The organism is Kribbella sp. NPDC050459 (assembly GCF_040655315.1).
In the GTDB taxonomy this organism is placed as follows: domain Bacteria; phylum Actinomycetota; class Actinomycetes; order Propionibacteriales; family Kribbellaceae; genus Kribbella.
Window position 1 is genome coordinate 102,393 of the sequence record NZ_JBFAJQ010000013.1, and the last position, 26,257, is coordinate 128,649.

Here is a 26,257-nt window from a genome sequence, read left to right on the forward strand (position 1 = left end):
CGGCTCCGATCGCCATTGCTCCTGACAAACTGGCGATTGACCGCAGTTACACCGTGGATCTACCGTAATACTGAAGTCGACCTGAAGCCAACTGAAACCACGGGACGCGCGGAGAACAGGAGCTACCGAGGAGCCGGACGGGGTGTTCGACACGACCTGAGCAGGTGCCCGATGCGCAGATCAGCAGCCGCACCGAGGCATTGGAATCGGGGCAGTGGCGAGCCGCGCTGCGAGTGCTCGGTGCCGGCCGCGACGCCTATCTCGCGGCGAACCTGCGGACGGTGGCGCGCGCGATGGCGTTCCGCGCGGCTGGTGAGCACGGACGGGCCGGGAGACGCTCGGGGTCGCAGCGGCCGGTATCGCCCGGCGTACCGATGCTGACCACCGATGTCGCCCGGCTGGCGCTGCCGCCGGAGCACAGCGGACCGGCGTACCGGACGATCCGCCGCAGGACCGGCACATCCTGGCCCTCGCCTTCGTCGAGTACCTCCCCAGGCTGGAGTTCGATCTCGAGACCGGCCTGACCGAACTGGCCGTCGACGAGGGACGGCCGCTCGTCGGGCAGCAGATCGGCGAGCTGCGCGATCGGCGCGGCGAAGGGTTCCTGCGCAGCGCGACCGACCTGCGACAGCTGCCGCTGCCGCGGTCCGGAACGATGACGAAGACTGTGTGGGTCCGGGCAGGCGGCTTCCACGGTCTGCGCGGCTGGCGTTGCTGGAGCTGGGGGAGCGGTTCGCGCCGCCGTGGACGGATTCGCCGGCGCCGGCGAGCTGCCCGGCCCGCAGTGGTGCGCGGATGGTCGGCTTCGGCCGTAACCTGTGGGGATCGTCTTTCCGATGGTGCGTTGTTCGTGATCGTTGACCTTGACAACGATGCGGGCCGCCCCGACGTACGGCTCTTCTCGCCCGACATCGCCGACCTGGTGCGGACGACTGAACTCGAGTCGGGAATCGTGGTGGGGCTGGCTTGCCGACCCATCGCGGTGGCATTCGGTCGAGGTACGGCGCTGGGCCGCGGCGGACCGGGAGCTGCTCGACGGGGTGCTCGGGCCTGCCGCGGTACGGGAGGTGACCGATGCGCTCGCGTCGGGCGGGGCGACGGCCGGCGTACCGCTCGAGGTCGCGCCGGCCGCGGTCTGGCGGCGGCTCGCGGTCATCGACGCGCTGGACTGGTGCCCTGTGAGTTAAGGGCTGCTGGGCGCCGAGCGGGCGATCGTCCGGGCCCGGGCGGCGCGGTCGCTGCGGTCTGCGGCGCTGCGGCGTACGTTCGTCGACCGTGCTCTCGTGCTGGCGCGTCGCTCGGCCGATGACGTCTGTGCGTATCTGAGCGAGTTGTCGGGGAACTCGTTGCCTAGGGCACTCGTTTCCGGATTTCCCGGCTGGTCAACGTACACGTCGCCAGCTAGTGAGGTCGACGGGCCGGACGCGGTGCTTGCCGCCGTACGAACGGCGGGGGAGCGGGCGTCGCCTGCTTATACGTCGACCTCGGCTGTTGTCGCCGCGCCTGCCGTGAGGCTGGCTGACGTGTTGACCCTCGACAACTGCCCGTGTCGTCGTGGGCGACGTCCAACTGATCGCTGTCCCGCAACGGACGGCGGTGCGCGTCGTCGTACCTGCGTTCACGCCACGACCGTCGCCCGTCGTGGCTGATCGGCTAATGGTGCGCCTCGTCGACCGTCGCTCTGGCGAGGCACAGGCGCCGGGCGTGCTGACACTGCACTCGTCCGTGTTCACTGAGGTTGTGCCGTTGCGCGGGGCTTCGGTGGAGCATCTGCGGGCGGACGTCTTCGATGCTGACAGCGGCACGGCGCCCACGGCTGCCGGCGAGGTGCAGCGGTAGCGGCGTGCGCAGCTCGTACTGAGTGAGTGGCGCCGGGCGGTGGCGGAGTCGCGGGTGTCGCGCAGCATCCGTCCACGGAACCGGCGTCTGTCGCGGCTGGTGGATGCAGTCGGTCCAACGAGCGGACCGCTCTTCCGTGGCGGGCCTTCGCGTGACGACATCTCTGACTTCGTCAACGGCGGTAGCAGCCACCCATGGTTCGGCAACAGCGCTGCTCCTCTGGTGGCTGAGCTGGCCGTCGCGTACGACTCTCGCTGAGCCGGTGCCGGCGCGGCATCGTTGCTCCCGTCAGCCAAGCGTTACCTGGCGCCGGCCCTGCTGACGCGTCCTCCTGCAACGGTTCGTCGCCCGCGCGCCCATCGCAGCGGTTGGCGGGGCTCGAAGCGTCTACAAAGTGTGATCCTCATCAGGCGAAGGTTTCGTGCCTACTCTGCTGTCGTACTCGTCCTCCTCGCAGCGCCGGCGTGCGGGAACGAGGTGCCGTCGACTTCTGCTCCGAGTCCTGCAACGCCCACCGCTCAGCCGATCCCTCAAGCCCCTCCGACTCCGGCATTTCTCGACCGCGCGCGCGTGGTCGAGAAAGCCGTCCGCTCAGCAGGGATCCCGGCAGCCCCCGAAGGGACCTTCCTGTACTCGTCCCGCACACCAGGCCTCGCCTTCGACACGTCGGCACAGAAGGCCGCCTGGGGCGCCGGACACGTCACCATCGCGCCCGGTGTGAAACTCGGATCCGGCGGCGCCACCCGCATCGACTTCGCCGACGGCTCGAACGTCCCGGCAACCATCCTCGATCCGCGGCGCGCACTGACCGACGCGATCGGAACGCCGTACGACAACTGCGGCCACCTAGCCGTACCGCCATCGAAGTGCACCCTCACGATCACCGCCGGGTCCTTGAAAACAACCGAAGTGGAGACAAGCCGAGGCCGCGCAACCGTCCCCACCTGGTCGTTCACAGTTCGCGGCCTGTCGAGACCGATCGTCGCCGTAGCCATCTCCGCGACCCTGCTCAAACCCGTCCCCGACCCCACCCCGCCCCCCGGCCTCACCGAGCCCGACGGCGACTTCCCCACCGTAGGAAGACTCACCCGCATCGAAGGCAACACGATCACCTTCAGCCTCCACCACGGCCAGTGCGACCCCAACCTCCGATCCCACGTCATCGAGCACGAAGACATGATCCTCATCGGCGCAACCCATGACCCCGTCCAAGGCGGCTGCAGGGCCGTAGGTATCAGCACCCCCACAACCATCACCCTGACCGAGCCTGCCGGTGCCCGCCCCATCATCAACGCCACCACAGGCGCCAGACTCACCCTCTACCCACACCTCAGGTAGACGGTCAGCAACTGCCCCGCGTAGGGAGCTGAAGCAGCAACCTTGGATGCTGATGTTTTCCAGGCCGCTTGACGACCGTTCGCTGAGTGCGGGCACCGGCTGGGTCCGCGGTACGGCGGCGGGCCTGTACTACAGCACCTCAACCTCGAGCATCACGTACGGCGCGTCCCTGGCCCGAACTATCAAGATGAAGCGCGGCTATCTGCTGGCCACCAAGTGCTCCACTTGCGGAGTCGTGGCGGTGTATCTCGGCACCCGGTACCTCACGACGATCAACCTGTATGCCGCCACGACTCAGCGTCAAGTGCTGATCGGTATTCCGGCACAGACCTCGGCGATCAGCGGCACGCTACGGATCGCCACCAGGTCCACCGGCAAGCTCGTTCAGATCGACGGTGTCGCGATCCGCCAGACGTGACCGAGCTCCGCAGACCGTCGGGAGAGGCCGCGCTCTCCCGACGTTCTCCGGGAGCACGCACGGACGTCCTGCACCATTCATCGAACGGCCAGGTCAGAACGCGTCGCACGGTACCTCGTGTTCGTCGCGCATGGCGGCCCGGCGGTCGTCAGGATCCACGTCTCGAGTGTGCCAGAGTGGCGACCTTCGACGGCCGATCAGCAACTTTGAGCGAAAGGTGCCGATAGACGTGCGTGAAGCGGATGCCGATATTCCGGTCGTGTCGCTCTCGGATGGCGTGGTCACTCTCCGACCTTGGTCGAAAGCTGACGCCGGGTTCATGGCGGAAGCATTCGTCGATCCGTCGATCCGACGCTACAACGGGCCCCACGACCGACTCGGACGACCGGGTCCGCCGCTCTCGATCGAGGACGCTGAAGCGATCATCGACGAGTTCGCGTCGAGCTGGCGGGCGTTCGGCGCGGCGGAGCCACCATCAGGTGTTGCATTCGCGATCACGGACGCAACCTCTGGTGGCCTGGTCGGCTGCTGCGGCGTCGATGACTGGTCGCAGGCAGACGTAGCGCAGTTCGGCTACTGGATCGGGCCGGGCGCGCGAGGGCGCGGGTACGCGACTCGGGCGGTGGTTCTGCTCACACGGTGGTTGTTCGAGCTCGGCGCAGCTCGCGCCTTCCTGACGGTCGAGGCGGACAATGAAGCGTCGGCTGCGGTGGCCCGCCGAGCGGGGTTCGTGCACGAGGGAACGATGCGCGCACACAGCGTGTGGCAGGGTGAGCGGATCGACGTGATGTGGTTTGCGGCGCTGCCGCTCGAATGGGCGATGCGCGAGCCGCACGAACCAGCGTGATGTGCAACGCGATCGGAGCCGGACTGTGGCCACCGGCTGTCGATCGGAGGCGTGCAACATCCGTGCAACTACGGATGGTCGTTCAGGGGGATTCACCGGGACTGGCGGGTTGGGCCAGATCGGACCGATTCACGCTTGGAGATGGTGGTCAGGGGCGGTCTCGAACCGCCGACCTTCCGCTTTTCAGTTCGACTGCGGCTGTCGGGCTGCCTACGAGAACAGTTGCTCAGTGAGTCGCTCCGTATGGCGAGGTCGGTTGCTGACGTTGGCCGTTGCGGTCCTCGTTGCGGTCGGCTAGCAGCGCAATCTCGGGCGGCTCACGACCTCTTCGATGCCATTCACACCGAGTCGTTCGGCACCCGCCGGGGTCAGTCGACACCGGTCCTGCACATCCTCGATCGCCTCCGGGCGGATCATCGACTTGCTCCCCAGAGTCTTGCCACCTTCTCGGCCTGGTTCTCCAAGTCGAGTGTGTCGACCTGGATGCGATGGTCGGCGGCCGGGGGGTTCGCTGCGTCCGCCTCGTGCAGCATTCGGAATTCATGGTCAGTCAGCCAGACCTGACGGGACGCCGCACGCCGCATCGCCTCTGGCAAACCGACCGTCATGTGCACGATCAGGCACCCGGGTAGCTCGCGTCTGTACAGGTCGCAGGTCTCTGGCGTGAGCACGTCAGTGACGACGACCTCAATTCCCATGGTCAGGAAATTGCGTGCCAGGCTGCAGGCGTTTGTCACGCCGAGCCATTGCTGTTCCCGGCCTTCCTCTCCCTCCCACGGAGCGGCAGCACCGGTGACGACGAGTTGGCGCACGTCATCCACATCGATGAAGGCACACCTCGGGCGACGTTCCGCGAGGGTGCGCGCCGTTACGCTCTTACCCACCGCGGGTCCACCCGTGAGGACCAACGGTAGACGAGTCATTGCTCAGCCGACCCAAGTCACGTCGAAGATCCGGATCTGCTCGCGATCGTCGTCGACATGGAAGGACAGCAGCCCGAGGCCACCGAAGGTGCATTGCCGAAAGCTCGGCTCATCTCGATCGAGGCTTTGGGTCTCCCACGGCGCACCGACCAGTTTGCTGACACGTTCGACCAAAGCGTCGAATGCCGATGAAGGCAGTCCTTGCAGCTGGGCCAATGCGGATGCGTGAAACTCCACGCGATAGCTCACAGCCGATCGGACCAGCCCGGTATCGCCTGCTCGGCCGAAACGAACTCGTCAGGTCGATCCTCGCGGGTCGCTTGTAGTGCATCATCGAAGCCCGGACCGGAGTACGCGACCGCCCGCAGGCGCCAGAGGTGCAACACGTCCCGCAGTTGCTGGAAGCGCCACACCTCGTGGGCAGCATCCAGAGCGCCGTGGTACTCGCTGAGGAACTGCTCATGCCACTTCGCCGGCAACAGGCGGAGGATCTCGCTGGGGTCGTCCGGCGAGCTCTGCATCGGCTGAGCAGTCATGGCACCAGATTACTCTCAGCAGACGCACGGCGTAGCGAAGCTATCCACACCCCGCCGAACTGACTGACGGTCCTGGCGATTCTCAGAGCGAGAAACCGCAGGTGAGAAGGGTGGTCAGGGGCGGTCTCGAACCGCCGACCTTCCGCTTTTCAGGCGGACGCTCTACCAGCTGAGCTACCTGACCGGGGAGAAAACTCGGCGGCGGTGTTGTGGACACCGCCGCCTTCTCCTGGCGACCCAGACGGGACTCGAACCCGCGACCTCCGCCGTGACAGGGCGGCACGCTAACCAACTGCGCCACTGGGCCAGATGACTCGATGATCTTACAGCATCTTCGAGGTACTTCTTGCACCGGCCTTTCGGCCGTATCCCCAACGGGATTCGAACCCGCGTTACCGCCTTGAAAGGGCAGCGTCCTAGGCCACTAGACGATGGGGACTCGGACCCGCGGGAGCCGAAGCTCCAGGGACAGCCGTAAGCATAGAGGACATGTTGTCAGGCTCCAAAACGAGTTCCTGACAGGGCGCCGTACGCCGGGGAGGAGGTCGGCGTACGGCGCCCCGGGCCGGGTGGGACTGACCGGCCAGGACAGCTGATCGCGCGACGTCAGGTGGTCGCGTCGGGGGCGATCAGCTGCGTGTACTGGGCGGAGAAGAGGCTATGGAAACTCAGCGCGGGCAGGACGAAGCCCTGTGGCCGGGCCGCGTCTGCGAGGCCGTAGGCCCAGAGGGCGGACCGCATCCGTTGGTTGGGGGTGCCGTGGTGGCCGGCGCCGGTGAAGCCGCAGTCGCCCAGCTGGTAGAACATCTGGCCGAAGGCCTGGACCCGCTTCCAGTTCATCGACTCGCCGCGGGCGTGTGTGAGGAAGTACGCACTGAACGCGTCGGCCATCAACTCGGCCCACCGTGACGACTCCGGCGCGGGCAGGTCGGTCCGCATCAGCCCGTTGGAGTACTGGACCTGGTGACCGAACTCGTGCGCCAGGATCGCCTGCGGCGCGACGTCGCTCAGTCCGACCTTCGCGAAGCCCTCCAGGACGCCGTCGCCGAACACGATCCGCCGGTGCGAGGCGCCGTACCCCGGGACGCTCTCGCCGCCCGGAGCGGCGTACGCGTTGAACGTGAACAACGGCAGGTCGCCGTACCCGAGGGCTGCGCTGTTGAGCTCACGGGCGACCAAGTCGGCCGAGACCCGCGAAGCGGCCGGGTCGGCGCCGTACAGGACAGTGAACACCCGGTAGTCGCGCTCGGCGTCCAGCATGACGCGCCCGTGCGCCGGCACCAGCTCCACGTCGCTGGACGGGATGTCCCAGAACCCCTTCAGCTTCCCGAACGTCTTGTTCACGGTGTGAGTGAATTCACCCTGTACGCCGTAGCTGAGCGGGCCGCTCTGCGGGAAGTACACGGCGTCCAGCATCGCCATGTCGAACAGCAGCACGTGCAGTACGGCGAGACGCTGCTCGAAGGTCCACGACGTGACGTCGGGCAGGATCGCCGCCACGACGGGAGGCGTCGCGCTGGAGCACTCGTACTGCGTCGGATCGATGGCCGCGAGCAGGGCGTCCCGGACCGGGCTGTCGGGCAGCCCGAGCTGGGCCCTGACCGCCTCTGCGCGCTCTCGCATGGCCGGGAGGTTGTCGACGACCTGCTGAACCTCCGGCGACAGGGTCTGCGTCGCAACAGCAGCCGATGCCGGTGCGGCCGTCAGACCGAGTGACAGGCCGACGGCCGCTACCGCCGACCAGACCAGGCTCTTTCTCATGAACACTCCTAGAGGGGACCGAGGGGGCATCAGTATTGGCAGGCGCGGAGGCCGGCCACGAGGTCTTGAACCTGTCGGAATCCGGCATGGCGAGAACCTGTCGCCTGCTGATACACAGAGGCCATGGAGTCGCTCCAGGCGTTGGGTGTCTCGGGCCCGGCCGAGACGCTGTACCTCGACCTCCTGCAGAACCCGGGGAGCACGCGGGACGCGCTCACGGCGCGCTACGGCGACATCGAGGCCTGTCTGGCCGAGCTGACCGCACTGGGGCTGGTGGAGCGGGCTGACGGCTCACTGGTGGTCCGTCCACCCCGGCTGGCTATGGACGCTGTGGCGGAGCGGCACATCAGCCGGGCCGCGCTGGCCCGTGAGAGCGCCGATCTGCTCACCGAGCTCTGGAAGACGGCGGCCGGGAAGCAGGACTACCTCGAGGTGCTGCCGACGTACGACGCCGCGCAGTCCGTGCTCAACTCGGTCCAGACCGACGCCCAGGCGCAGGTCCGGGCGATGACGATGGGCAACATCGCTGCTCGCGAGCTCCGGATCGTGGAGGGCCTGTTCGAGGCGCTGCGCCGTGGCGTTCGGTACGACGTCATCTACGGAGCGCATGTCCTCCAGGACGCCGGTGCGCTGCATCTGGTGCAGGAGTGCATCGACGCGGGTGAGCAGGCACGGGTGTTCCCGCACGTACCGCTCAACATCACGATCGTCGACGAGCGGTGGGCTCTGGTCGGCGCGCGGACAGAGGTACGCCGGGGACCCGAGTTCGTCGCGCTGGTCGTGCACGACTCACCGTTGCTCGGCGGCCTGGAGCGGATCTTCGAGGCGCTCTGGCGGATCGCCGTACCGATCACCAGCAGGACCGAACTGAACGACGTGACGGCCGGTCCGAGCCTGGAGGCGAAACGGCTGCTGACCTACCTGAGCGCGGGGCTCACCGACGAGTCGATCGCCCGCGAGTTCGGCGTCAGCGAGCGCACCATCGCCCGCCGGATCGGTCGGCTCCAGGAGGCGCTGGGCGCCCAGACCAGGTTCCAGCTCGGCGTTCAGGCGTCACGTCAGGGCTGGCTCTGACTCACTACCCTGGCAGCGTGATCGAGATGAGCCGGGCGGACTTCGAGGTGCTGGTCGCGCAGGCGCTGGACGAGGTGCCGGAGGAGCTGGCGGCGCTGATCGACAACGTGGCCGTCTTCGTCGAGGACGAGCCGCCGGCCAGTGACCCGGGCCTCCTCGGGATCTACGAGGGCATCCCGCTGACCGAGCGCGGGCACTACTACGGCGGCGTCCTGCCGGACCGGATCACCATCTACCGGAACCCGACGCTGGCGATCTGCGAGACCCTCGACGACGTCGTCGACGAGGTGAACATCACCGTGGTGCACGAGATCGCGCACCATTTCGGCATCGACGACGCTCGGCTGCACGAACTCGGGTACGGCTGACCGTAGGCCGATCGCGGTTCGGTGGGGTAGCCTCGGGCGGCCGGTTTCGGGGACCGGTCCGCCTACTCTTTTGAACGATCTAGTGAGGCCTTCGCCCGTGAGCGATCAGCACCCGCCTGCCTGGAACCCGGACAACCCCACCCCGTACGGCGCCCCGCCGCAGCAGTACCCGCTGGCACAGCCGCCTGCTGCCCAGCCGTACGGCGCCCCACCACCTCAGACCGCCCCGCTGCCCGAGTACGGCCGGCCGCCGCAGCAGCACGGCCTCCCACCCCAGTACGGCACTCCACCCCAGTACGGCACTCCACCGCAGTACGACACTCCACCGCAGTACGGTCACCAGCCACCACCGCAGTACGGCGGCCGGCCCCCGCAGTACGACCCGTACCGCGCCGAGCCACCCGCCAAGCGTCCCAAGGGCCCGTGGCTCGCGGCGGCCGCCGCTGCGGTCGTACTCGCGCTCGTCGGCGGTGCCGTCGTACTCCTGACCCGCGGAGACGACACCGCCAAGGCCGACGCTCCCGGCGCCACCGCCACCTACACCGACGGGATCACCACACCCGGCGTCAGCCCCACCACCGAGCCGCCCACCACCGATCCGCCGACGACCACTCCGCCGTCCACCGATCCGCCCACGACCGAGCCGCCCTCCACCCCACCAGGAGTTGGCGAGCGGCGCCGGACGCTCAAGGACATCGACGTCGGCATCGCCGTGTACGACGACATCTACGTCGCCCCCGCGAAGGGCTGGCGCAAGACCGACTCCACGACGCGCTCGGTGGTGCTCGAGACCTCCTCCATGCCCGGTGCGGTTCTGGTCGTCGTCAGCCCGGCCGGCTGGCCTGCGCGGCTGGGCGTCGCGCAGGCGGTGAACGAGATGATCGCCGCGGATCGCATGAAGGGTGTGAAGAAGGGCGACGTCCGCACCATGCCGCCCGCGAACTCGAATATCGGCTCCCAGGCCGAGCAGCCGTACTCCGGCCGCGTCACCACCGCGAACGGCGTCGTCGTGTCCCTGGTGGCCAGGTGTACGACGATGAGTGGCGTCGAGACGGTGCACAACGTGACCGTCACGCTGTGCACCGCGGCGACCAAGGAGTCGAAGACGGCAGTCTTCAGGGCCGCCGACCGCATGCTCGCCTCCGTAGCCCGTTCGATCTGATGCCACCCCGGAATCCGGCGAGCGCCGGGACCGTGGTGCTGCTGACGGCGGCCCTCGCGCTACTGATGGTCGGTGTCTTCGCACTCGCCGGGCGGCTGGTGCACCAGTCCGAGCCTGCGGCTGCCCCGGAAGTAGCGCCGTCGGTCGTACCGTCGGTCACGTCGTCGGTCACACCGTGGCGTAATCCCCGCTTCGAGCCCGACGTCGACCGCGGCATGCCCATCGGCCACGGTGTCTTCGTCGAGGTCCCCGGCTCCTGGACGGCACGTGCGTACACCAATGTTCTCGACGCGACTTCCTGGGACCGTGGCGCGTACGTGGGCTTCAACGTGGCGATCCATCCGATGCCCTCGCTGCCGTTGCTGCTGACCGACGCGCAGGGGTACGCGGAGGTGCAGGCGATCCACGGATTCCGGGCCGGGCGGGCGCGGGTACTGCCGCCACCCAACCGCAACATCGCCGAGGCGGGCTCGATCAGTTTCACCGGCCGCCGTACCGAGGGCGGCGCGACCTATTCGCTGGCCGGTGAGTGCGTTCGGTTGCGCGGTGCGCCGCGGACCAACGACATCAGCATCAGTATCTGCTGGGCGGCGTACGTGCAGGACCTCGGGACGGTGCGTCCCGAGGTCGAGCAGATGATCGCGAGCGCGGCCCGGTCGATCTAGGAGCGGCCGAAGAGGAGTTTCCAGGGCATCAGGGCGGATTCGAGCTGGACCTTCAGGCTCATCTTGGAGACGCCCTCGGTGCGCTCCTCGAAGCGGATCGGGGTCTCGGCGATCTTCAGGCCGCGCTTGACCGTGCGGTAGTTCATCTCGACCTGGAACGAGTACCCGTTGCTCTGGATCGATGCCACGTCGATCCAGCGCAGGGTGTCCGCCTTCCACGCCTTGAACCCGGCCGTCGCGTCCTTCACGTGCAGCCGCAGGATCGCGTTCACGTAGACGTTCGCGAACGCGGACAGTGCGCGCCGGTGCCAGCCCCACTCGGCCGCGGCCGAGCCGCCCGGCACGTACCGCGAGCCGATCACCACGCCGGCCTCGGTGGTGCGCAGCATCTCGACCATGGTCGGGATGACCGAGGCCGGGTGCGACAGGTCCGCGTCCATCTGGATGACGATGTCGGCGCCCTCGTCGAGCGCGCGGGTGATCCCGGCGACGTACGCGCGGCCGAGGCCGTCCTTCACGGTCCGGTGCAGGACGCCGACCGTCTCCGGCGACGCCTTCGCCAGCTCGTCGGCGACCTCGCCCGTACCGTCGGGGGAGTTGTCGTCGACGACGAGAAGCTCCAGGCCGGGCAGGTTCAGGTCGGACAGCAGCCCGGCCAGCACGGGCAGGTTCTCCCGCTCGTTGTAGGTCGGTACGACGACCACGATCTTGGCTAGCTCACCCATGACTTTCCTTCGTCGGAGACACCGAAAGCTACCGCATCCGCGGTCAGAGCTGGGCGAGTGCCTCGTCGACCGTGCTGTAGATCTGGAACTGTCCGCCCAGCCCGGTGATGCTCAACGGGCGGTCGACGGGCCGGCCGACGCCGACCAGCGCCAGGCTGATGTTGTGCTCGCCGGCCAGGTTGCGGGCCTCGACGAGGTTGCCGAGGCCGGCCGAGCTGCAGAACGTCACGGCGGAGACGTCGATCAGGACCAGCCGGGCCGGCGGTGCGACCGCGGTGCGGATCGCTTCGGCGGCGAAGTCGGTGCTCGCGATGTCGATCTCGCCGGACATCCGGACCAGCAGGACGTCGGGCGCCAGTTCCTCGGTGACCGCGTCGAAGGTGGTGCGGATCATCTCGCCGTCCCGCGGCTCTGGGTGGCTGGTCACGCGGGTTCTCCCCCGGGGTAGCGCCACGAACGCGGGTCCTGGCGGAAATGGAACTGCCCTGCGCTCCCACCGTATGCCCCAACCTGCGAGCCTCACAACGGGTCTGCCACCGATGGACCCCGGAGCGTGACCTCCCGGTTGCAGGCGCTTCGGATTGAAGCGAACGTCGGACCCACAACGGTGATAGACACAGCGGTATGGGCGTTCTCGATGGCAAGGCTGCATTGGTCACCGGAGGGTCGCGGGGCATCGGCGCCGCGATCGTACGACGGCTCGCCGCGGACGGCGCCGTGGTGACGTTCACGTATGCGAGCAGTGACGCGGCCGCGGCCGATGTCGTGACGCAGGTCAAGGCGGCCGGCGGCCGGGCGATCGCCGTCCAGGCGGACCAGGCCGATCTGTCCGCGATCGACGAGCTGTTCACCCAGGCGGCCGAGCCGACCGGGACGCTGGACATCTTCGTCTGCAACGCGGCGCAGGCGCTGGTCAAGCCGATCGCCGACGTCACGGTCGAGGACTACGACCAGCTGTTCGCGACCAACGTCAGAGGTCCGTACTTCGCGATCCAGCGCGCCGGCCAGGTGCTGCCCGACGGCGGCCGGATCGTCGCACTGTCGACGCTGAACACCGTGGTGCCGGGCCCCGGGATCTCGCTCTACGCCGCGAGCAAGGCCGCGCTCGAGCAGTTGGTGAAGGTCGCCGCGCGGGAGTACGGGCCGCGCGCGATCACCGTCAACACGGTGTCGCCCGGCGCGACGGACACCGACATGTTCCACGATCACAACCCGCCCGCGGCCGAGGAGGCGCTGGTCGGTATCACCGCGCTCGGCCGGATGGGCGAACCGGCCGAGGTCGCGGACGTGGTCGCGTTCCTCGCCGGTCCGGACGCCCGCTGGATGACCGGGCAGAACCTGCGCGCGACCGGAGGGATGCTGGTCTGACGACCACGAGCCTGATCGCCGAGGTCGACGCCGCCGCGGACCCCGCGGTCGCGGAAATTCTCGCGCGCTACTTCCAGCTCCAGCCCGGCGGGTACGGTCACGGCGACCGGATGATCGGCGTGAAGCTCTCGACCATCCGCGGCATTCTCAAGCCGTACCTGCGGGCCGGTCTGCCGCTGCCCGAACTGGAGCAGGCGCTGACCAGCCCGGTGCACGAGCATCGCCTCGCGATCCTTTGCCTGCTGGCCGATCGCGCGTCCCGCAGTCTCAAGCCGCGGACCGCGGACGCGCACGAACTCGCCGCCATCTACGAGCTGTACCTGCGCAGTACGCCGTACATCAACAACTGGGATCTGGTGGACTGCAGCGCTCCCCAGATCGTCGGCGGGTACTTGCTCGACAAGCCGCGGGACCCGCTCTACACACTGGTTCGCTCGAGCTCGCTCTGGGAACGCCGGATCGCGCTCGTCGCCACGCTGCACCTCATCGGCGCCGGACAGACCGCCGACACCTACCAGCTGGCGGCCGAGGTGCTCGACGATCGGGAAGACCTTGTGCACAAGGCCTCCGGCTGGATGTTGCGGGAGGCAGGCAAGCGGGTGTCCGAGGACGAACTGCGCGCCTTCCTGGACCGGTACGCGACCCGCATGCCACGCACCATGCTCCGCTACGCCATCGAGCGACTCGACCCGGTCAGCCGCAAGGCCTATCTCGCGCGATAAGTCGACAAATCAGCTCTCCGTCCGGGCCTGGGCGTACGGCGGGGCCTCGAGCGCGCAATGCACGTGGTGGTCGACGAGGTGCGGTTCGCGCGGCTTGTCCCGGTCGCCGAGCGTCACCCACGCGATCACGCCGCCGGCCGCCGCGAGTCCGGCGGAGATCCACAGCGCACGGCCGAATCCGTTGTGGAAGGCAACGGGATCGAGATAGGTGTCGCCGGTGATGCCGGCCGCCATCGGGATGGCCGCGACCGCCATCAGCTGCCCGGTCCGTGCCACGGCGTTGTTCACCCCGGACGCGATCCCGGCGTGGTGGTCCTCGACCGACGCCATCACGGTCGCGGTCAGCGGCGCCACGGTCGCGACCAGGCCCAGCCCGAGCAGGACGACGGCAGGCAGTACGGCGCTGTAGTAGCTCGTGCCGGTGTCGATCCGCAACATCAGCAGGAAGCCGCCCGCCATCAGCAGCGGCCCGACGGTCATCGGGATGCGCGGGCCGATCCGGTCGGCGAGGCCACCGGCGTACCCGGACAGGACGAGCATCAGGACGGTCATCGGCAGCAGCGACGCACCGGCCCAGAGGGCGGAGTAGTGCAACGCGGTCTGGAGGTAAACCACGACGAGGAATGTCGCCGTGCCGAGCGCGCCGTACACGACGACGGTGACCAGGTTCGCGGCGGTGAAGCGGCGGTTGGCGAAGATGCTCAACGGCAGCATCGGGTGCTTGCCGCGCCGTTCCACCTCGACGAACGCCGCGAACGCGACGACTCCGATGACCAGGCTGGTCAGCACCATCGGATCGCCGAACCCGTGGTCGCCGGCGCTGATCAGGCCGAACGTGAGCGCGGCCAGACCCAGTGTCGCCAGGATCGCGCCGGTGATGTCGAGCTTGCCGGCGGCCTCCTCGTCGCGGGTCTCCGGGACGTGGCGCAGCGTCACCAGCACGGTCGCCAGTGCGAGCGGCACGTTGAGCAGGAAGATCAGTTGCCAGGAACCGCGGTCGACCAGCGTGCCGCCGACGAACGGACCGACGGCCGCCGCGACCGAGGTCAGGCCCGACCAGGCGCCGACCGCCTTGCCGCGGTCGGAGTGCTGGAAGGTGGTCTGCAGGATCGCCAGGCTGCCCGGTGTCAGCAGCGCGCCGCCGATGCCCTGCAGGACGCGGCCCGCGATCATCACCTCGAGGTTCGGTGCGATCGCGCACACGATGGAGGCCGCCGCGAACCAGATCACTCCGACCACGAACGTCCGCCGCCGCCCGAGCCGGTCGCCGAGCGAGCCGCTGAGCAGGACCAGCGAGGCGAGCATCAACATGTAGCCGTTGACGATCCACTGCAGACCGGCCATACCGGCGTTCAGGTCCTCGCCCATCGCCGGCAGTGCGACGTTGACGACCGTCCCGTCCAGGAAGGCCATCCCCGAGCCCAGCGCCGTCGCGGCCAGCACCCACCGGCCCCGCGCGGTACCCAGCGCGATCCGCTCTTCAGTCATACGGTCAGCGTGGCAGATCCAGTTGCAGTACGACGAGCGCCTTGTCCGCCGGGATCCCGGACCGGATCGCGAGGTGCGGCGGATCGCCGACCGCGCACCGGGTCTCGGTCAGCAGCGGGCAGACCGCGTTGAGGAGTCCGCTGGTGACGGTGAGGTCGGTCGGCAGCGTGTTCTCGGCGCCGGCGGTCAGTGGCCGGATGGCCGCCCCGGCCCGGGTCGGCTCCGACGGGCTGGCGAGCACCGTCGAGCCGGACAGCCGGTACGTCAATTGGATCCGGGTCGCCGCTACCGTCAACGGAATGTAGTCGGACGCGGTCAGTGTGGTGCTCCCGAGCGGCACCGACTGGTTGTCGGCGACCACTTTCAGATTTGTCACCCGCGGCGTCGTCCGGGCCATCATTCCGGGCAGGTGCTCACCGGTCGCCGGCACCTGCAGCGGCAGAATGTCGGTGGCCTCGGGCAATAGCAGGTTCTCGGTGACGTCGAACGATCCGTCCGGGCGCGGCACGGCGGTCAGCTTGATACCGGCGGTCTGCTGCCCGGTGCCCGGTGTCCGCGTCGTGTTCCGGGCGGCCGGGGCGGACGGCGGCAAGGTGCCCAGGCCCGGGCTCGGCGCAGCCGGCTTGACGGACCCGCCCGAACAGGCTGCGATCGCGCCGTACCCCAGCAACAGTGCGGCCACCGCCAGGTATCTGGTGCCGGTGCGCCGGGGTTCCTCCACCCCCGATGTGCTGGCCGGGAGGAACCCGGGGCGCCCCTCTCCTGCCACGCGGCCACCGCCCCCCAAAACGGACCTGACCGTTTCCCCTGGCGATCGGGTCGGACTTCCGCATACGATACGCCCCAATTCTCGGGGGCGGGCAATTCTTGACGCTATTTTCCGATGAACTTCGGAGGGGGAGAAGAATGCGGGGACGGAGTGTGCCCGGGCAATCCCGGGCGGTCAACACAGGTGTTTCGAGAATTCATGGTCCGGTAATTCGGCGGGTGCTTCCGCTGCTGCTCGCAGTGCTGCTCGCAGTGCTGGTCGCGGCGGCTCCGGCGCTGCTCACAGCACCGGCCGAGGCGGCCGCGGGCGCGAACCTGTACTTCGTCCAGGGCCTGCCGGGGCGCACCCTGGACATCAGCGTCGACGGCCGCCAGGTCGCGACCGGGGTGGCCGGCGGGAAGCTCGTGGGGCCGTTCGGGGTGGCCGCCGGGAAGCGGATGGTGACCGCCCGGCAGAACGGGAAGCTGGTGATCCAGCGCGAGGTGTCCGCCGGGTCCGGGGCGAGCCTGGACGTTGTCATCCATCAGCCGGTGTCGCCGACGGGCGCCCCGCTGATCACGACGTACGTGAACCAGTTGACCGCGGTGCCGAAGGACAAGGGCGGTCTGCGGGTCGCACACGACGCGGCCGTCGGTCCGGCCGACATCCGGGTGAACGGGAAGGTGCTGTTCCAGAACGTCGCGAACGGGGAATCCCTGGACGTGGTCGTTCCGGCCGCCACCTACAAGGTCGACATCGTGCCGACCGGCGCGACGTCGCCGGTGGTTCTGGGTCCGCTCGACCTGCCGGTGCAGGCCGGGTACCTGACCCGGGTGTTCGCGATCGGCGCCCCGGCGCAGAAGACGATGACCGTCGCGCTGGGCACCATCAAGGTTCCGGCCACCGGGTCGGACAAACCGGGTGTGGTGAACACCGGAACCGGCGGGCAGGCAGCAGGGCTCAACCAGGTGCAGAGCTCTGCCGGCCAGTCCGGTCTGTGGGTCGTGGTGTTCCTCGCCGCTCTCGGCGTGGCGGTAGTCACCGGCCGGAAGGTGGTTCGTCGCTGAAGCGGAAGTTGGTGTGTACGACGTTGTGCTGCCTCGCCCTGGCCGGCTGTGCGGCCGAGGCGGGCAGTGCGACGCCTTCGCCCACGGCTACGTTCAGCTTCACGGTCGGCCGTCCGCCGTCGGTCGCCGAGCCGGCCGCACCGCTGTCGACCACGCCGCTGTCGGCGCCGCCGGGGCGGATCGGCACGCCGGCTCCGAGCCAGCGGATCCGCTTCGTGCCGCAACGGATCGTGTTGCCGGGCGGCGCGAACGCGTCCGTTCTCCCGGCGACGACGGTCGCCGGCCAACTCCAGGTGCCGACGGCACAGCACGTCGGCTGGTGGGACGGAGGCGCCGAGGCAGGTGATCCGTTCGGCTCGGTGGTGCTGGCGGGGCATGTCGACAGCAAGACCGAGGGGCTCGGGTTCTTCGCCCGGTTGCCCGAGGTGCGGCGCGGTGAGGTCGTCGTACTGCGGGGCTCCGGCCACACGGCGTCGTACCGGGTCGTCTCGGTCGTGTCCGTCCGGAAGGACGCGCTCGCGACGAAGAGCGGCGCCTTCGACCAGACCGTCGACCACCGGCTCGTACTGATCACCTGCACGGGCGCGTACGACGCCTCCCGCGGCGGGTACGAGGACAACCTGGTGGTGACCGCGTTACCGACAGGCCTCGCCCAGTAGGCTCGGCCGTCATGGCCAGGTATTTCGACATCCATCCCGAGAACCCTCAGCGGCGGTCGATCGGGCAGGTGGTGGACCTGCTGCGTGGGGACGGGCTGATCGCGTACCCGACCGACTCCTGCTACGCGCTCGGCTGTCAGCTGGGCAACCGGGACGGGATCGACCGGATCCGCACGATCCGGCACCTGGACGACCGGCACCACTTCACCCTGGTGTGCGAGAACTTCGCGCAGCTCGGTCAGTTCGTGCACATCAGCAACGCGGTGTTCCGCTCGATCAAGGCGGCCACGCCGGGCAGCTACACGTTCATCCTGCCGGCCACCAAGGAGGTCCCGCGCCGGCTGCTGCACCCGAAGAAGAAGACCGTCGGTGTGCGGATCCCGGACCACGTGGTCACGCAGGCGCTGGTCGCCGAGCTCGGCGAGCCGCTGGTCTCCAGCACCCTGCTGCTCCCGGGTCACGAGGAGCCGATGACGCAGGGCTGGGAGATCAAGGAAGAGCTCGACAACCAGATCGACGCGGTCATCGAGGGCGAGGCGGGCACCGAGCCGACCACCGTCGTGGACTTCTCCGACGACGGCCCCGAGGTGGTCCGGGTGGGCTCGGGAGACCCGGCCCCGTTCGAGTGAACCCTTGCGATTCGCAAGAAACTGCCTGATGGTGGCGGGTGAGCGTTAGTCAGTTACCTCACCCGCCCCGGAGGGACTCATGCGACGTGCTCTGCTCGCCCTGACCGTTCTGCTCCTCACCGCGCTGCTGCCGGCCTCCGCGCAGGCCTACGCCAACGCCTTCTTCCCGACCCAGAGCAGCGGCAACCGCGGCGCCGACGTCCAGGCGATCCAGTTCCTGCTGCAGTACGCCGGGCAGTCCGTCGACGCGGACGGCGTCTTCGGCGCGACCACGGTCACGGCCGCGAAGGCGTTCCAGGCCGCCAAGGGCCTGGGCGTCGACGGGATCGTCGGACCGCAGACGTGGGGAGCGCTGACGCCGACGCTCCGCTCCGGTGACAGCAACGCGGCGGTGAAGGCGTTGCAGGCCGAGCTGAACGCGAAGCGCCGCCTCAGCCTCCCGGTCGACGGTGTCTTCAGTACGGCGGTCCGCGACGCGGTCGTGTCGTTCCAGTCGCACGCGGGCATCGGCGCGGACGGCATCGTCGGCCCGATCACCTGGCGCAATCTGGCCTGGCACTACGACTACCCCGACTTCAGCGCGAACCTGTGCGACCAGGACCCGGACGGCAACGGTACGGCGGCCAACTGGGCAGCCGCTGCGCCGGTAGCGCAGCTGGAAGCCGCGGCTCGTTCGTTCGCATCCACCAGCCAAGGCAAGGTCCCGTACGGCGACGCGGGCTTCGAACACGGCGGTGACATCCCCGGCCACGCCAGCCACGACAACGGGATGGACATCGACATCTGGCCGATCCGCACCGACAACGGCCAGTGCACCGCGGGCCGGATCACCTGGGAGTCCACGACGTACGACCGGGCCGCTACCCGCCAGTTGATCCAGGCCGTCCGCGCCGCGGCGCCGGGCCATGTGAAGTACATCTGGTTCAACGACCCGACCCTGATCAGCGAGGGCCTGACGCAGCAGTGGCCGGCCCACGACAACCACCTGCACCTCCGCTACTGCGAGAAGGTCCACCCGAACAGCACCTACGTCTGCTGACACACTGTCCGGCGTGACCTACACCCTCGATCTGAACCCCGACGAGCTGCTCACCACGACCCGTACCGTCCGCAAGCGGCTCGACCTCGAGCGGCCGGTGCCGATGGAGCTGATCCGGGAATGCATCGAGATCGCGTTGCAGGCCCCGTCGGGCAGCAATCGGCAGACGTGGCACTGGTTGGTGATCACGGATGCCGAGAAACGCGCCGCGGTCGGCGAGTACTACCGGCGGGCCGTCGAGCAGTACCTGGCCGGACCGGGTGCGGCGGGCAAGCTGCACGCCGACGACCCCAAGCGCGGGCCGGTCCAGCGCCGGGTCGGCGACAGTGTGGCCTACCTGGGCGAGCGGATGGGGCAGGTGCCGGTGCTGGTCATTCCCTGCCTGGAGGTGCGGAAGCTGCCGGCCGGAAACCAGGCCGGGCTGTGGGGCTCGATCCTGCCGTCGGCGTGGAGCTACATGCTCGCCGCGCGGGCCCGCGGCCTCGGTACGGCGTGGACGACGCTGCACCTGACCTACGAGCAGGAGGTGTCCGAGCTGCTCGGGCTGCCCGAGGAGATCCGGCAGACGGTGCTGATCCCCACGGCGTACACGCTCGGGACCGGCTTCAAGCCAGCCGCCCGGCAGCCGCTCGACGACGTCCTGCACGTCGACGGCTGGTGATCAGGACGCCGCCATCTCCTCGATGGTCAGGCCGCTGAGGACCGACCGGGGCTCGGTGACGGTCAGGTCGAGGTCCGGGTCGGCGTCGGCGTCCTTCACCTTCACCAGCAGCCAGTCGCCGCCGGTGCGGGTGAATGCCCAGGCGCCGTTGAGCTTGACGCCGTGCAGTTGCACCTTCAAGTGTCCGCGGTCGATCGCCTCGGCCGGGTCGACCAGTTGCTGCCGGTCGTCGCGGGTCAGGTTTGTGTAGACGCCGGCGTCCCACACGATCACCGCACCGCTGCCGTACTGCGCGTCACGATGCACACCCTCGTACGACGCGTACTCGAGGTCGTGGTCGCTCGTGAACACCGCGAGCCGCTTCACGATCGGGTCCAGCGACGGCCCGCGCGGCACGGCCCAGGACTTCAGCACCCCGTCCACCTCCAGCCGTACGTCGTAGTGCAAGCGCCGGGCATCATGCAGTTGCACTACGAAGATCGGCCTGGCCAACGGTGGCTCCTGACGAATTCGAGTTACCGCTAACGGTCTGTCATCTTGCGGTTGTAGGCTGGCCCCTGGCTGAGCAACCAGCCCTCCACACTCTCCTCCATCATCCGCCCCTGTCACGAAGCAGGTGCCATGCCCGTAGCCCCCTCACCGGCGCGGCCGATCGCCGTACAGATCCGCATCGGCGGACGCTGGATCGCGGGTCAGGAGCTGGGCCGCCGGACCGGAGCGGCCGGGACCGACGAGGTTCTCGTCAGTCACCACGGCCATCTCGTCTGGATCGACCAGCACCAGGTCCGCGAGTCCCGAAGCTGAAACCCCTTACGGACAAGGGCTTTCAGCAAAGAGCTTTCGCAACCAGGTTACCGATCTCGATCGCGGACGCCGACCCACTCGGGTCGAACAGCGTCCGGGTCAACGCGAACGTGACGCCTGAGCGGGTGTCCGCCCAGGCGACGCTGCAACCCATGCCTGGCCACCCGAAGGTCGCCGGGCTCTCCTCGGCGCTCGACCCCAACCGCCCGATCGAGTAGCCGAGCGCCAGCGTCGCCGGATTGCCGAGCAGTTCGTCCTGCGCGACCAGTGCCGGCCCGGTGATCACCGGCACGGCCTCCGGCCGGACCAGTCGCACTCCGTCGACCTCGCCGATCAGGGCGGCGTACAGCTTGGCGATTCCGCGGGCGGTCAGGATCGCGCTCGACGCGTCCTCGATCGCGAGCAGCTCGGGCCGGTTGACCACCGCGGCCCGCGGCTGCATCGCGCGCGGGACGACCTGCTCGAACATTCCGGCCAGCATCGCGAATGTCTCCTCGGCGCCCTCGGGCTCCACCAGTTGCGCGAGCCGGTGCCGCTGGTTCCCGGGCAGGGCGAAGAACACGTTTTCCTCGATGCCGAGCGGGGTCAGGACCTCCCGCAGTACCTCGGAGATCGTCCGGCCGGTCGCGCGCCGGACGATCTCGCCGACCAGGATGCCGAACGTCTCGGCGTGGTACGTCATCTTCGTGCCAGGCTCCCACCAGGGCTCCGCGGCGGCGAGGCGGTCCGCCTGTTCAGACAGCGTTTTCCGGGTTGTTCCGGGCGGCAGTGCGGGGAGGCCGACCGAATGGGTCAGCACGTGCCGCAACGTCGCCGTGTCCTTGCCGTGCGCCCCGAATTCGGGCCAGATCTCGACGATCGGCCGGTCGTAGTCGAGGACACCGCGATCCACCAGCACGTTGGCGACCGTCGCGGACGCGCCCTTTCCGGTGGACGCGGCGAAGTACAACGTCTCGGGCGTGACGCCGTCGCCGGCGACCGCGTCCACGACCAGCTCGCCCTGCCGGTACACCGCGACCTGCAGACCGAGCTCGGTCCCGGCCAGCTCGTCGATCCGCCGTTGTACCTGGTCCTGAAGATCCATCCGTCCATCCTCTCTCTCGCGGGTACGTCGGAGACCGGGCGGAGCTTTTGACACACTGCGCTGGTGGAACTGCGGCAGCTGGAGTACTTCGTGGCGGTGGCGCACGAGCGGAGCTTCACGCTGGCCGCCCGCCGGTTGCACGTGGTGCAGAGCGCGGTCAGTGCCGCGATCTCCGCGCTGGAGAAGGACCTGAAGGTCACGCTGTTCGAGCGCAACGCGCAGCGCGTGGTGCTGACCGAGGCCGGTACGGCGTTGCTCCCCGAGGCGCTCGCCGTGCTCGACGCGGTCCAGGGCGCCCGGGACGTCGTCGACGAACTGGGCGCCGGGATGCGCGGGCGCGTGCGCGTCGGACTGCTGCCGGGGCTCGGGCTGATCGACCTGCCGGCAGCCGCGGGTGAGTTCCGCCGCCGGCATCCGAACGTCGAGCTGCAGTTGCGGGTCGAGCCGGAAGGGTCCGCCGGCGTCGTCGTCGGGCTCCGGAACGGCGATATCGACGTCGGTTTCCTCGGCGTCGCGCAGGGCAGTGTGCCGCGCGAGCTGACCGCCTGGGAACTGCTGCGGGTTCCGCAGGTGCTGGCGGTACCGGTCGGGCATCGGCTGGCCCGCCGGCGGTCGGTGCGGGTGGCCGACCTGGCCGACGAGGCGTTCGTGGACTTCCCGCCGGGCTTCGGGACGCGGACGCTGATCGACCAGAGGTTCGAGGCCGCCGGGATCGAGCGGCGCGTGGTCGTCGAGGCGATCGGCATCGAGAACGGCGTGCAGTTCCTGTCCCACGGGGTCGGCCTCGGCATCCTTCCGGCGTACGCCGTCGCGGGCGTCGACGCGCTCCGGGCCGTGCCGATCGCGGACGAGACGTTCCAGTGGTCGCTGTACATGGCGACGTTGAAGCGGCGGAAACCGACCGCCGCGCTGCGTGCTCTGCTCGGCCTGGTGGGCAGTCACCTGAACCAGCCGCCCGGCACCGAGCTCGGCCGGGACTTGGATCAACAGAATTGATCTTCGCATCGTTTTGATTCGTTGGATTTGATCCATCCAGCGGCGCACGATCGAGATGTCAGCAGCACACGACATCGAGATCAGGAGCAGGAACGATGACTGAACGAGTGGCGATCGTGACCGGTGCGTCGAGCGGGATCGGCCGCGAGGCCGCGATCCGGCTCGGCCGCGACGGCTTCGCCGTGGTGATCGGGTACGGCGGCAGCCGGGCCGGTGCCGAGCAGACCGTCAAGGAGGTCGAGCAGGCCGGCGGCCGCGCGATCGCGGCGCAGGCCGACGTGGCCGACGAGACCGCGGTGAGCGCGCTGTTCGACCGGGCCGAGGCCGAGTTCGGCGGTGTCGACGTGGTCGTCAACGCGGCCGGGATCATGCCGCTGGCGCCGATGGCCGAGCTCGACCTGGACGTGTTCGACCAGGTCGTCCGGACCAACCTGCGCGGCACCTTCGTGGTCGACCAGCAGGCTGCCCGGCGGGTCCGGGACGGCGGCGCGATCGTCAACATCAGCAGCTCGCTGACGCTGCTCGCGCGCCCGGCGTACTCGGCGTACGCCGCGAGCAAGGGCGGCGTGGAGGCGATCACGCTGATCCTGGCCCGCGAGCTGCGCGGCCGGAACATCACCGTCAACGCGGTCGCCCCCGGCCCGACCGCGACGCCGCTGTTCCTGAACGGCAAGCCGCAGGAGCTGATCGACCGGATCACCGCCGAGCCGCCGCTCGAGCGCCTCGGCCGGCCCGAGGACATCGCCGAGATCATCGCGTTCCTGGCGGGCCCGGCGCGCTGGATCAACGGCCAGGTCATCTACGCCAACGGAGGTTCGGCAGCATGAGCAAGGTCGTTCTGATCAGCGGCGCGTCCAGCGGTTTCGGGGCCCTGACCGCCCGGGCCCTCGCCGACGCCGGGCACACCGTGTACGCCGGGATGCGCGACATCGCCGGCCGGAACGCGTCGGCCGCCGCCGGCGCCAAGCAGTACAGCGCCGACCTCCGGCCGATCGAGCTCGACGTGAGCTCGGACGAGTCCACCCAGCAGGCGGTCCGCACCGTGGCCGGCGAACAGGGGCGGCTCGACGTACTGATCCACAACGCCGGTCACATGGTCACCGGTCCGGCCGAGGCCTTCACGCCGGAGCAGTTGCTCGACCTCTACGACACCAATGTCGTCGGCACCCAGCGGCTGAACCGCGCCGCCTTGCCGGTGCTGCGCGAGCAGCGCGACGGTCTGGTGGTGTGGGTCGGTAGTTCGAGCACCCGTGGCGGCACACCGCCGTACCTCGCGCCGTACTTCGCCGCGAAGGCCGGCATGGACGCCATGGCGCAGAGCTACGCGCTGGAGCTGGCCCGGTTCGGGATCGAGACGACGATCGTCGTCCCGGGCGCGTTCACCCACGGCACCAACCACTTCCTGCACAGCGGAACGCCGGCCGACGCCGACGTGGTCGCGGCGTACGAGACGCAGTACGCCGGACTGATGGACCAGGTCGGTCAGCGACTGGCCGAGCTCGAACCGGAGTGGTCGGACGTCGCCGAGGTCGCGACGCTGATCGCCGAGGTGGTCGGCACCGAGAAGGGCAAGCGGCCGTTCCGGGTCAGCTACGACCCGTCCGACGACGGAGCGGTCGTGGTGAACGCGGTGGCCGACCGGATCCGTGCGGAGTTCCTGCGCCGAGTCGGCCTCGACGACCTGCTGCATCCGGTCGCGTGATCGACCGGCACGCCCACTTCCTGCTGCCGGAGTACGTCGCGGCGGCGGAGCGGGCGGGCCACCTCCGGCCGGACGGGATGTCCCGCTGGCCGGAGTGGTCGGTCCGGCAGCACCTGGCGGCGATGGACGCGGCGGGGACCGAGAAGGCGGTCCTGTCGGTCCCGTCGCCCGGCGTCCACTTCGGCGACGACTTCCGCGCCCAGGTGCTGTCCCGCAGGATGAACGAAGCCGCGGCCGAGCTGGCGCGCGACCATCCGGGACGGTTCGGCTTCTACGCCAGTCTGCCGTTGCCGGACGTCGAGGGCGCGGTGGCCGAGGCCGGCTACGCGTACGACGCACTGCACGCCGACGGCGTCGTCCTGCTCAGCAACGCAGGCGGGCAGTACCCGGGCGACCCCTCCTGGGAACCCTTGTGGCGAACGCTGAACGACAGGTCCGCGACGGTGCTGCTGCACCCGGCCTCGCCCCCGCAGTGGCGCCAGGTCGCCCTCTACCGACCCCGCGCGATGATCGAGTTTCCCTTCGATATCGCGCGAGCAGTCGCCGACCTGGCACTCACTGGAGTCCTCACACGTCACCCGGACGTCCAGGTCATCGTGGTTGACGACGAACTGCTGGCCCCGCTGGCTCAACGCATCGAGCGGCTGTCCGGAGTGACGCTGCCGCCACTGTGCCCGGCTGGCGGCAGCGGCTACTGCTGCGCCGTCGCGTAGTCGAGAGCGAACCGGGTGGTCCGTTCCACCTCGGAGTCCGTTCCGACCGGGCAGACGAGGAACTCCGTGGTCCCGGCGTCCGCGAAGCGCTGCAGTTCCTTGGCCACCGTCTCCTCGTCACCGAGCACCGCGGTGTCCTCCGGGCCCGCCTTGCCGCCACGGTCCAGGACAGCGCGGTACGCCGGCATTTCACCGGCGGCCCCGAACCGCTCGCGGATCCACTGCCGCGTGCCGTCCGGGTCATCCGTGACCGCGACGCAGACGCCTGCGACCACCTGCGGTACCGGACGCCCCGCCGCGGCCGCCGCCCGGTCGATCGTGGGGCGGATGAAGTCCTCGATCACCTCGGGGCCCGCCCAGCTGGTCGTCGTACCGGCGGTCAGCTCGCCCGCGGTCTTCAGCATCCGCGGGCCGAGCGCGGCCAGGATCAGCTCGGGCGCCTCGGCGCCGGCGATGTCCAACTGGCCGCGGGCGGTCAGCCGCTCGCCGGCATAGTCGGTCGGCTCACCGGCGAGCAGCGGCCCGAGTGCCTCGACGTACTCGCGCACGTACGCCGCCGGGCGGTCCATCGACAGGCCGAGCATGCCCTCCACCATGTGCGGGTGGCTCGAGCCGACGCCGAGTGTCAGCCGGTTGCCGGTCAGCACCTGCACGCTGAGCGCCTGGGCCGCCAGTGCGAGCGGATGCCGCGGATACACCGGAACGACGCCGACGGCGTACCCGATGCTCGAGGTGTACGGCGCGACGCCCGCGATCAGCGTCAGCGCGTCCCAGCCGAGCCGCTGGCTGAACCAGATCCGGTCGATGCCCGCGTCCTCGGCAGCCTTGGCCGCGGCGCCGATCTCGTCGACAGGCCGGCCCTCTTCGTCGATCCACAGTCCGATTCTCATGTCCACCAGTCAACGGAAGCGGCGGCCGCCG

The 26,257-nt window shown here is 69.3% G+C and carries 32 protein-coding genes and 3 tRNA genes; 20 read left to right on the forward strand and 15 right to left on the reverse strand.

Annotated features, from left to right (window positions below):
• Positions 1 to 256: 256 nt before the first annotated feature.
• Positions 257 to 694: a hypothetical protein gene (locus AB0I12_RS32950; protein WP_359937094.1), complete on the reverse strand. Its 438-nt coding sequence runs from the start codon at positions 692 to 694 to the stop codon at positions 257 to 259.
• Positions 695 to 872: 178 nt separating this feature from the next.
• Here AB0I12_RS32950 and AB0I12_RS32955 point away from each other — a divergent pair, with 178 nt between their 5' ends.
• The 4 genes from AB0I12_RS32955 to AB0I12_RS32970 all read left to right on the forward strand — a co-directional run bounded on the left by AB0I12_RS32955 (position 873) and on the right by AB0I12_RS32970 (position 4,442).
• Complete coding sequence (locus AB0I12_RS32955) at positions 873 to 1,187, forward strand: hypothetical protein (RefSeq protein ID WP_359937097.1); 315 nt, start codon at positions 873 to 875, stop codon at positions 1,185 to 1,187.
• A 1,222-nt stretch (positions 1,188 to 2,409) separates the two neighbouring features.
• A complete protein-coding gene (locus tag AB0I12_RS32960) occupies positions 2,410 to 3,177 on the forward strand; it encodes a hypothetical protein (RefSeq protein WP_359937100.1) in 768 nt (255 codons plus the stop codon).
• 52 nt (positions 3,178 to 3,229) lie between these two features.
• Positions 3,230 to 3,595: a hypothetical protein gene (locus AB0I12_RS32965; protein ID WP_359937103.1), complete on the forward strand. Its 366-nt coding sequence runs from the start codon at positions 3,230 to 3,232 to the stop codon at positions 3,593 to 3,595.
• Positions 3,596 to 3,824: 229 nt separating this feature from the next.
• On the forward strand, positions 3,825 to 4,442 hold the full coding sequence (locus tag AB0I12_RS32970; protein WP_359937106.1) for a GNAT family protein: 618 nt from the start codon (positions 3,825 to 3,827) through the stop codon (positions 4,440 to 4,442).
• Between the two features lie 413 nt (positions 4,443 to 4,855).
• On the opposite strand, the gene AB0I12_RS32975 is transcribed toward AB0I12_RS32970, so the two are convergent.
• The 7 genes from AB0I12_RS32975 to AB0I12_RS33005 form a co-directional block, all read right to left on the reverse strand.
• Positions 4,856 to 5,326, reverse strand: a complete 471-nt coding sequence (locus tag AB0I12_RS32975) for a hypothetical protein (protein WP_359937109.1) — start codon at positions 5,324 to 5,326, stop codon at positions 4,856 to 4,858.
• 42 nt (positions 5,327 to 5,368) lie between these two features.
• The gene (locus AB0I12_RS32980) at positions 5,369 to 5,614 is read right to left on the reverse strand and encodes a hypothetical protein (protein WP_359937112.1); all 246 of its coding nucleotides are present in this window, start codon (positions 5,612 to 5,614) and stop codon (positions 5,369 to 5,371) included.
• Positions 5,611 to 5,901 (reverse strand): DUF6247 family protein, encoded by a 291-nt coding sequence (locus AB0I12_RS32985; RefSeq protein WP_359937114.1) that lies wholly within the window; start codon positions 5,899 to 5,901, stop codon positions 5,611 to 5,613. The genes AB0I12_RS32980 and AB0I12_RS32985 overlap by 4 nt, the downstream gene beginning before the upstream one ends.
• Positions 5,902 to 6,012: 111 nt before the next feature.
• A tRNA-Phe gene (locus AB0I12_RS32990) sits at positions 6,013 to 6,085 on the reverse strand.
• Positions 6,086 to 6,131: 46 nt separating this feature from the next.
• Positions 6,132 to 6,208 (reverse strand) — tRNA-Asp (locus AB0I12_RS32995).
• Positions 6,209 to 6,267: 59 nt separating this feature from the next.
• Positions 6,268 to 6,340 (reverse strand) — tRNA-Glu (locus tag AB0I12_RS33000).
• Positions 6,341 to 6,507: 167 nt separating this feature from the next.
• Complete coding sequence (locus AB0I12_RS33005; RefSeq protein WP_359937117.1) at positions 6,508 to 7,662, reverse strand: hypothetical protein; 1,155 nt, start codon at positions 7,660 to 7,662, stop codon at positions 6,508 to 6,510.
• Positions 7,663 to 7,785: 123 nt separating this feature from the next.
• Here AB0I12_RS33005 and AB0I12_RS33010 point away from each other — a divergent pair, with 123 nt between their 5' ends.
• The 4 genes from AB0I12_RS33010 (at position 7,786) to AB0I12_RS33025 (ending at position 10,931) form a co-directional block, all read left to right on the forward strand.
• Positions 7,786 to 8,736, forward strand: a complete 951-nt coding sequence (locus AB0I12_RS33010) for a hypothetical protein (RefSeq protein WP_359937120.1) — start codon at positions 7,786 to 7,788, stop codon at positions 8,734 to 8,736.
• Between the two features lie 17 nt (positions 8,737 to 8,753).
• On the forward strand, positions 8,754 to 9,104 hold the full coding sequence (locus AB0I12_RS33015) for a metallopeptidase family protein (protein ID WP_359937123.1): 351 nt from the start codon (positions 8,754 to 8,756) through the stop codon (positions 9,102 to 9,104).
• Positions 9,105 to 9,201: 97 nt separating this feature from the next.
• On the forward strand, positions 9,202 to 10,266 hold the full coding sequence (locus AB0I12_RS33020) for a hypothetical protein (protein ID WP_359937126.1): 1,065 nt from the start codon (positions 9,202 to 9,204) through the stop codon (positions 10,264 to 10,266).
• Entirely contained in the window at positions 10,266 to 10,931 is a 666-nt protein-coding gene (locus AB0I12_RS33025; protein ID WP_359937129.1) for a hypothetical protein, read from the forward strand. The genes AB0I12_RS33020 and AB0I12_RS33025 overlap by 1 nt, the downstream gene beginning before the upstream one ends.
• Here the strand turns inward: AB0I12_RS33025 and AB0I12_RS33030 are convergent.
• Together AB0I12_RS33030 and AB0I12_RS33035 are read right to left on the reverse strand one after the other, a co-directional pair.
• A complete protein-coding gene (locus tag AB0I12_RS33030) occupies positions 10,928 to 11,656 on the reverse strand; it encodes a polyprenol monophosphomannose synthase (RefSeq protein ID WP_359937132.1) in 729 nt (242 codons plus the stop codon). The genes AB0I12_RS33025 and AB0I12_RS33030 overlap by 4 nt on opposite strands.
• A gap of 43 nt (positions 11,657 to 11,699) precedes the next feature.
• Positions 11,700 to 12,083 (reverse strand): STAS domain-containing protein, encoded by a 384-nt coding sequence (locus AB0I12_RS33035; RefSeq protein ID WP_359937135.1) that lies wholly within the window; start codon positions 12,081 to 12,083, stop codon positions 11,700 to 11,702.
• A gap of 197 nt (positions 12,084 to 12,280) precedes the next feature.
• On the opposite strand from AB0I12_RS33035, the gene AB0I12_RS33040 reads away from it, so the two are divergent.
• On the forward strand, positions 12,281 to 13,024 hold the full coding sequence (locus AB0I12_RS33040; protein ID WP_359937138.1) for an SDR family oxidoreductase: 744 nt from the start codon (positions 12,281 to 12,283) through the stop codon (positions 13,022 to 13,024).
• A gap of 14 nt (positions 13,025 to 13,038) precedes the next feature.
• The gene (locus tag AB0I12_RS33045; RefSeq protein ID WP_359937489.1) at positions 13,039 to 13,746 is read left to right on the forward strand and encodes a DNA alkylation repair protein; all 708 of its coding nucleotides are present in this window, start codon (positions 13,039 to 13,041) and stop codon (positions 13,744 to 13,746) included.
• A 9-nt stretch (positions 13,747 to 13,755) separates the two neighbouring features.
• Here AB0I12_RS33045 and AB0I12_RS33050 read toward each other — a convergent pair whose 3' ends face one another.
• Positions 13,756 to 15,234: an MFS transporter gene (locus tag AB0I12_RS33050; RefSeq protein WP_359937141.1), complete on the reverse strand. Its 1,479-nt coding sequence runs from the start codon at positions 15,232 to 15,234 to the stop codon at positions 13,756 to 13,758.
• A gap of 4 nt (positions 15,235 to 15,238) precedes the next feature.
• Complete coding sequence (locus AB0I12_RS33055; protein WP_359937144.1) at positions 15,239 to 15,955, reverse strand: hypothetical protein; 717 nt, start codon at positions 15,953 to 15,955, stop codon at positions 15,239 to 15,241.
• A 266-nt stretch (positions 15,956 to 16,221) separates the two neighbouring features.
• Between AB0I12_RS33055 and AB0I12_RS33060 the strand changes: the two genes are divergently transcribed.
• The 5 genes from AB0I12_RS33060 to AB0I12_RS33080 all read left to right on the forward strand — a co-directional run bounded on the left by AB0I12_RS33060 (position 16,222) and on the right by AB0I12_RS33080 (position 20,037).
• Positions 16,222 to 17,049 carry a DUF4397 domain-containing protein gene (locus tag AB0I12_RS33060; RefSeq protein WP_359937147.1) on the forward strand — a complete coding sequence of 276 codons (828 nt, stop codon included), beginning with the start codon at positions 16,222 to 16,224 and terminating at the stop codon, positions 17,047 to 17,049.
• An 11-nt stretch (positions 17,050 to 17,060) separates the two neighbouring features.
• Positions 17,061 to 17,708: a class F sortase gene (locus AB0I12_RS33065; protein WP_359937150.1), complete on the forward strand. Its 648-nt coding sequence runs from the start codon at positions 17,061 to 17,063 to the stop codon at positions 17,706 to 17,708.
• Between the two features lie 11 nt (positions 17,709 to 17,719).
• A complete protein-coding gene (locus AB0I12_RS33070; protein WP_359937153.1) occupies positions 17,720 to 18,337 on the forward strand; it encodes an L-threonylcarbamoyladenylate synthase in 618 nt (205 codons plus the stop codon).
• Positions 18,338 to 18,416: 79 nt separating this feature from the next.
• Positions 18,417 to 19,376, forward strand: a complete 960-nt coding sequence (locus tag AB0I12_RS33075) for a penicillin-insensitive murein endopeptidase (RefSeq protein ID WP_359937156.1) — start codon at positions 18,417 to 18,419, stop codon at positions 19,374 to 19,376.
• 13 nt (positions 19,377 to 19,389) lie between these two features.
• A complete protein-coding gene (locus tag AB0I12_RS33080) occupies positions 19,390 to 20,037 on the forward strand; it encodes a nitroreductase family protein (RefSeq protein WP_359937159.1) in 648 nt (215 codons plus the stop codon).
• Here the strand turns inward: AB0I12_RS33080 and AB0I12_RS33085 are convergent, their stop codons facing one another.
• The gene (locus tag AB0I12_RS33085; RefSeq protein WP_359937162.1) at positions 20,038 to 20,529 is read right to left on the reverse strand and encodes a DNA polymerase ligase N-terminal domain-containing protein; all 492 of its coding nucleotides are present in this window, start codon (positions 20,527 to 20,529) and stop codon (positions 20,038 to 20,040) included.
• A 129-nt stretch (positions 20,530 to 20,658) separates the two neighbouring features.
• On the opposite strand from AB0I12_RS33085, the gene AB0I12_RS33090 reads away from it, so the two are divergent.
• Positions 20,659 to 20,841, forward strand: a complete 183-nt coding sequence (locus tag AB0I12_RS33090; RefSeq protein WP_359937165.1) for a hypothetical protein — start codon at positions 20,659 to 20,661, stop codon at positions 20,839 to 20,841.
• A 22-nt stretch (positions 20,842 to 20,863) separates the two neighbouring features.
• On the opposite strand, the gene AB0I12_RS33095 is transcribed toward AB0I12_RS33090, so the two are convergent.
• Positions 20,864 to 21,925, reverse strand: coding sequence for a serine hydrolase domain-containing protein (locus AB0I12_RS33095; RefSeq protein ID WP_359937168.1), 1,062 nt, complete (start codon positions 21,923 to 21,925; stop codon positions 20,864 to 20,866).
• Between the two features lie 63 nt (positions 21,926 to 21,988).
• On the opposite strand from AB0I12_RS33095, the gene AB0I12_RS33100 reads away from it, so the two are divergent.
• From AB0I12_RS33100 to AB0I12_RS33115, 4 genes are all read left to right on the forward strand, one after another.
• Entirely contained in the window at positions 21,989 to 22,921 is a 933-nt protein-coding gene (locus AB0I12_RS33100) for a LysR family transcriptional regulator (protein ID WP_359937171.1), read from the forward strand.
• Positions 22,922 to 23,016: 95 nt separating this feature from the next.
• Positions 23,017 to 23,748, forward strand: coding sequence for an SDR family oxidoreductase (locus AB0I12_RS33105; protein WP_359937174.1), 732 nt, complete (start codon positions 23,017 to 23,019; stop codon positions 23,746 to 23,748).
• A complete protein-coding gene (locus AB0I12_RS33110) occupies positions 23,745 to 24,623 on the forward strand; it encodes an SDR family oxidoreductase (protein ID WP_359937176.1) in 879 nt (292 codons plus the stop codon). Before AB0I12_RS33105 ends, AB0I12_RS33110 begins: the two co-directional genes overlap by 4 nt.
• Positions 24,620 to 25,336 carry an amidohydrolase family protein gene (locus AB0I12_RS33115; protein WP_359937179.1) on the forward strand — a complete coding sequence of 239 codons (717 nt, stop codon included), beginning with the start codon at positions 24,620 to 24,622 and terminating at the stop codon, positions 25,334 to 25,336. Before AB0I12_RS33110 ends, AB0I12_RS33115 begins: the two co-directional genes overlap by 4 nt.
• Here AB0I12_RS33115 and AB0I12_RS33120 read toward each other — a convergent pair.
• The gene (locus AB0I12_RS33120; protein WP_359937182.1) at positions 25,315 to 26,226 is read right to left on the reverse strand and encodes a TIGR03564 family F420-dependent LLM class oxidoreductase; all 912 of its coding nucleotides are present in this window, start codon (positions 26,224 to 26,226) and stop codon (positions 25,315 to 25,317) included. The genes AB0I12_RS33115 and AB0I12_RS33120 overlap by 22 nt on opposite strands.
• Positions 26,227 to 26,257: the final 31 nt, after the last annotated feature.

Bases quoted from the DNA above. Each gene is read 5' to 3' on its own strand.
- AB0I12_RS32955 (WP_359937097.1), top strand. From the start codon at position 873: ATGCGGGCCGCCCCGACGTACGGCTCTTCTCGCCCGACATCGCCGACC.
- AB0I12_RS32965 (WP_359937103.1), top strand. From the start codon at position 3,230: ATGTTTTCCAGGCCGCTTGACGACCGTTCGCTGAGTGCGGGCACCGGC.
- AB0I12_RS32985 (WP_359937114.1), bottom strand. From the start codon at position 5,901: ATGACTGCTCAGCCGATGCAGAGCTCGCCGGACGACCCCAGCGAGATC.
- AB0I12_RS33005 (WP_359937117.1), bottom strand. From the start codon at position 7,662: ATGAGAAAGAGCCTGGTCTGGTCGGCGGTAGCGGCCGTCGGCCTGTCA.
- AB0I12_RS33010 (WP_359937120.1), top strand. From the start codon at position 7,786: ATGGAGTCGCTCCAGGCGTTGGGTGTCTCGGGCCCGGCCGAGACGCTG.
- AB0I12_RS33025 (WP_359937129.1), top strand. From the start codon at position 10,266: ATGCCACCCCGGAATCCGGCGAGCGCCGGGACCGTGGTGCTGCTGACG.
- AB0I12_RS33030 (WP_359937132.1), bottom strand. From the start codon at position 11,656: ATGGGTGAGCTAGCCAAGATCGTGGTCGTCGTACCGACCTACAACGAG.
- AB0I12_RS33040 (WP_359937138.1), top strand. From the start codon at position 12,281: ATGGGCGTTCTCGATGGCAAGGCTGCATTGGTCACCGGAGGGTCGCGG.
- AB0I12_RS33050 (WP_359937141.1), bottom strand. From the start codon at position 15,234: ATGACTGAAGAGCGGATCGCGCTGGGTACCGCGCGGGGCCGGTGGGTG.
- AB0I12_RS33070 (WP_359937153.1), top strand. From the start codon at position 17,720: ATGGCCAGGTATTTCGACATCCATCCCGAGAACCCTCAGCGGCGGTCG.
- AB0I12_RS33075 (WP_359937156.1), top strand. From the start codon at position 18,417: ATGCGACGTGCTCTGCTCGCCCTGACCGTTCTGCTCCTCACCGCGCTG.
- AB0I12_RS33090 (WP_359937165.1), top strand. From the start codon at position 20,659: ATGCCCGTAGCCCCCTCACCGGCGCGGCCGATCGCCGTACAGATCCGC.
- AB0I12_RS33095 (WP_359937168.1), bottom strand. From the start codon at position 21,925: ATGGATCTTCAGGACCAGGTACAACGGCGGATCGACGAGCTGGCCGGG.
- AB0I12_RS33105 (WP_359937174.1), top strand. From the start codon at position 23,017: ATGACTGAACGAGTGGCGATCGTGACCGGTGCGTCGAGCGGGATCGGC.
- AB0I12_RS33110 (WP_359937176.1), top strand. From the start codon at position 23,745: ATGAGCAAGGTCGTTCTGATCAGCGGCGCGTCCAGCGGTTTCGGGGCC.
- AB0I12_RS33120 (WP_359937182.1), bottom strand. From the start codon at position 26,226: ATGAGAATCGGACTGTGGATCGACGAAGAGGGCCGGCCTGTCGACGAG.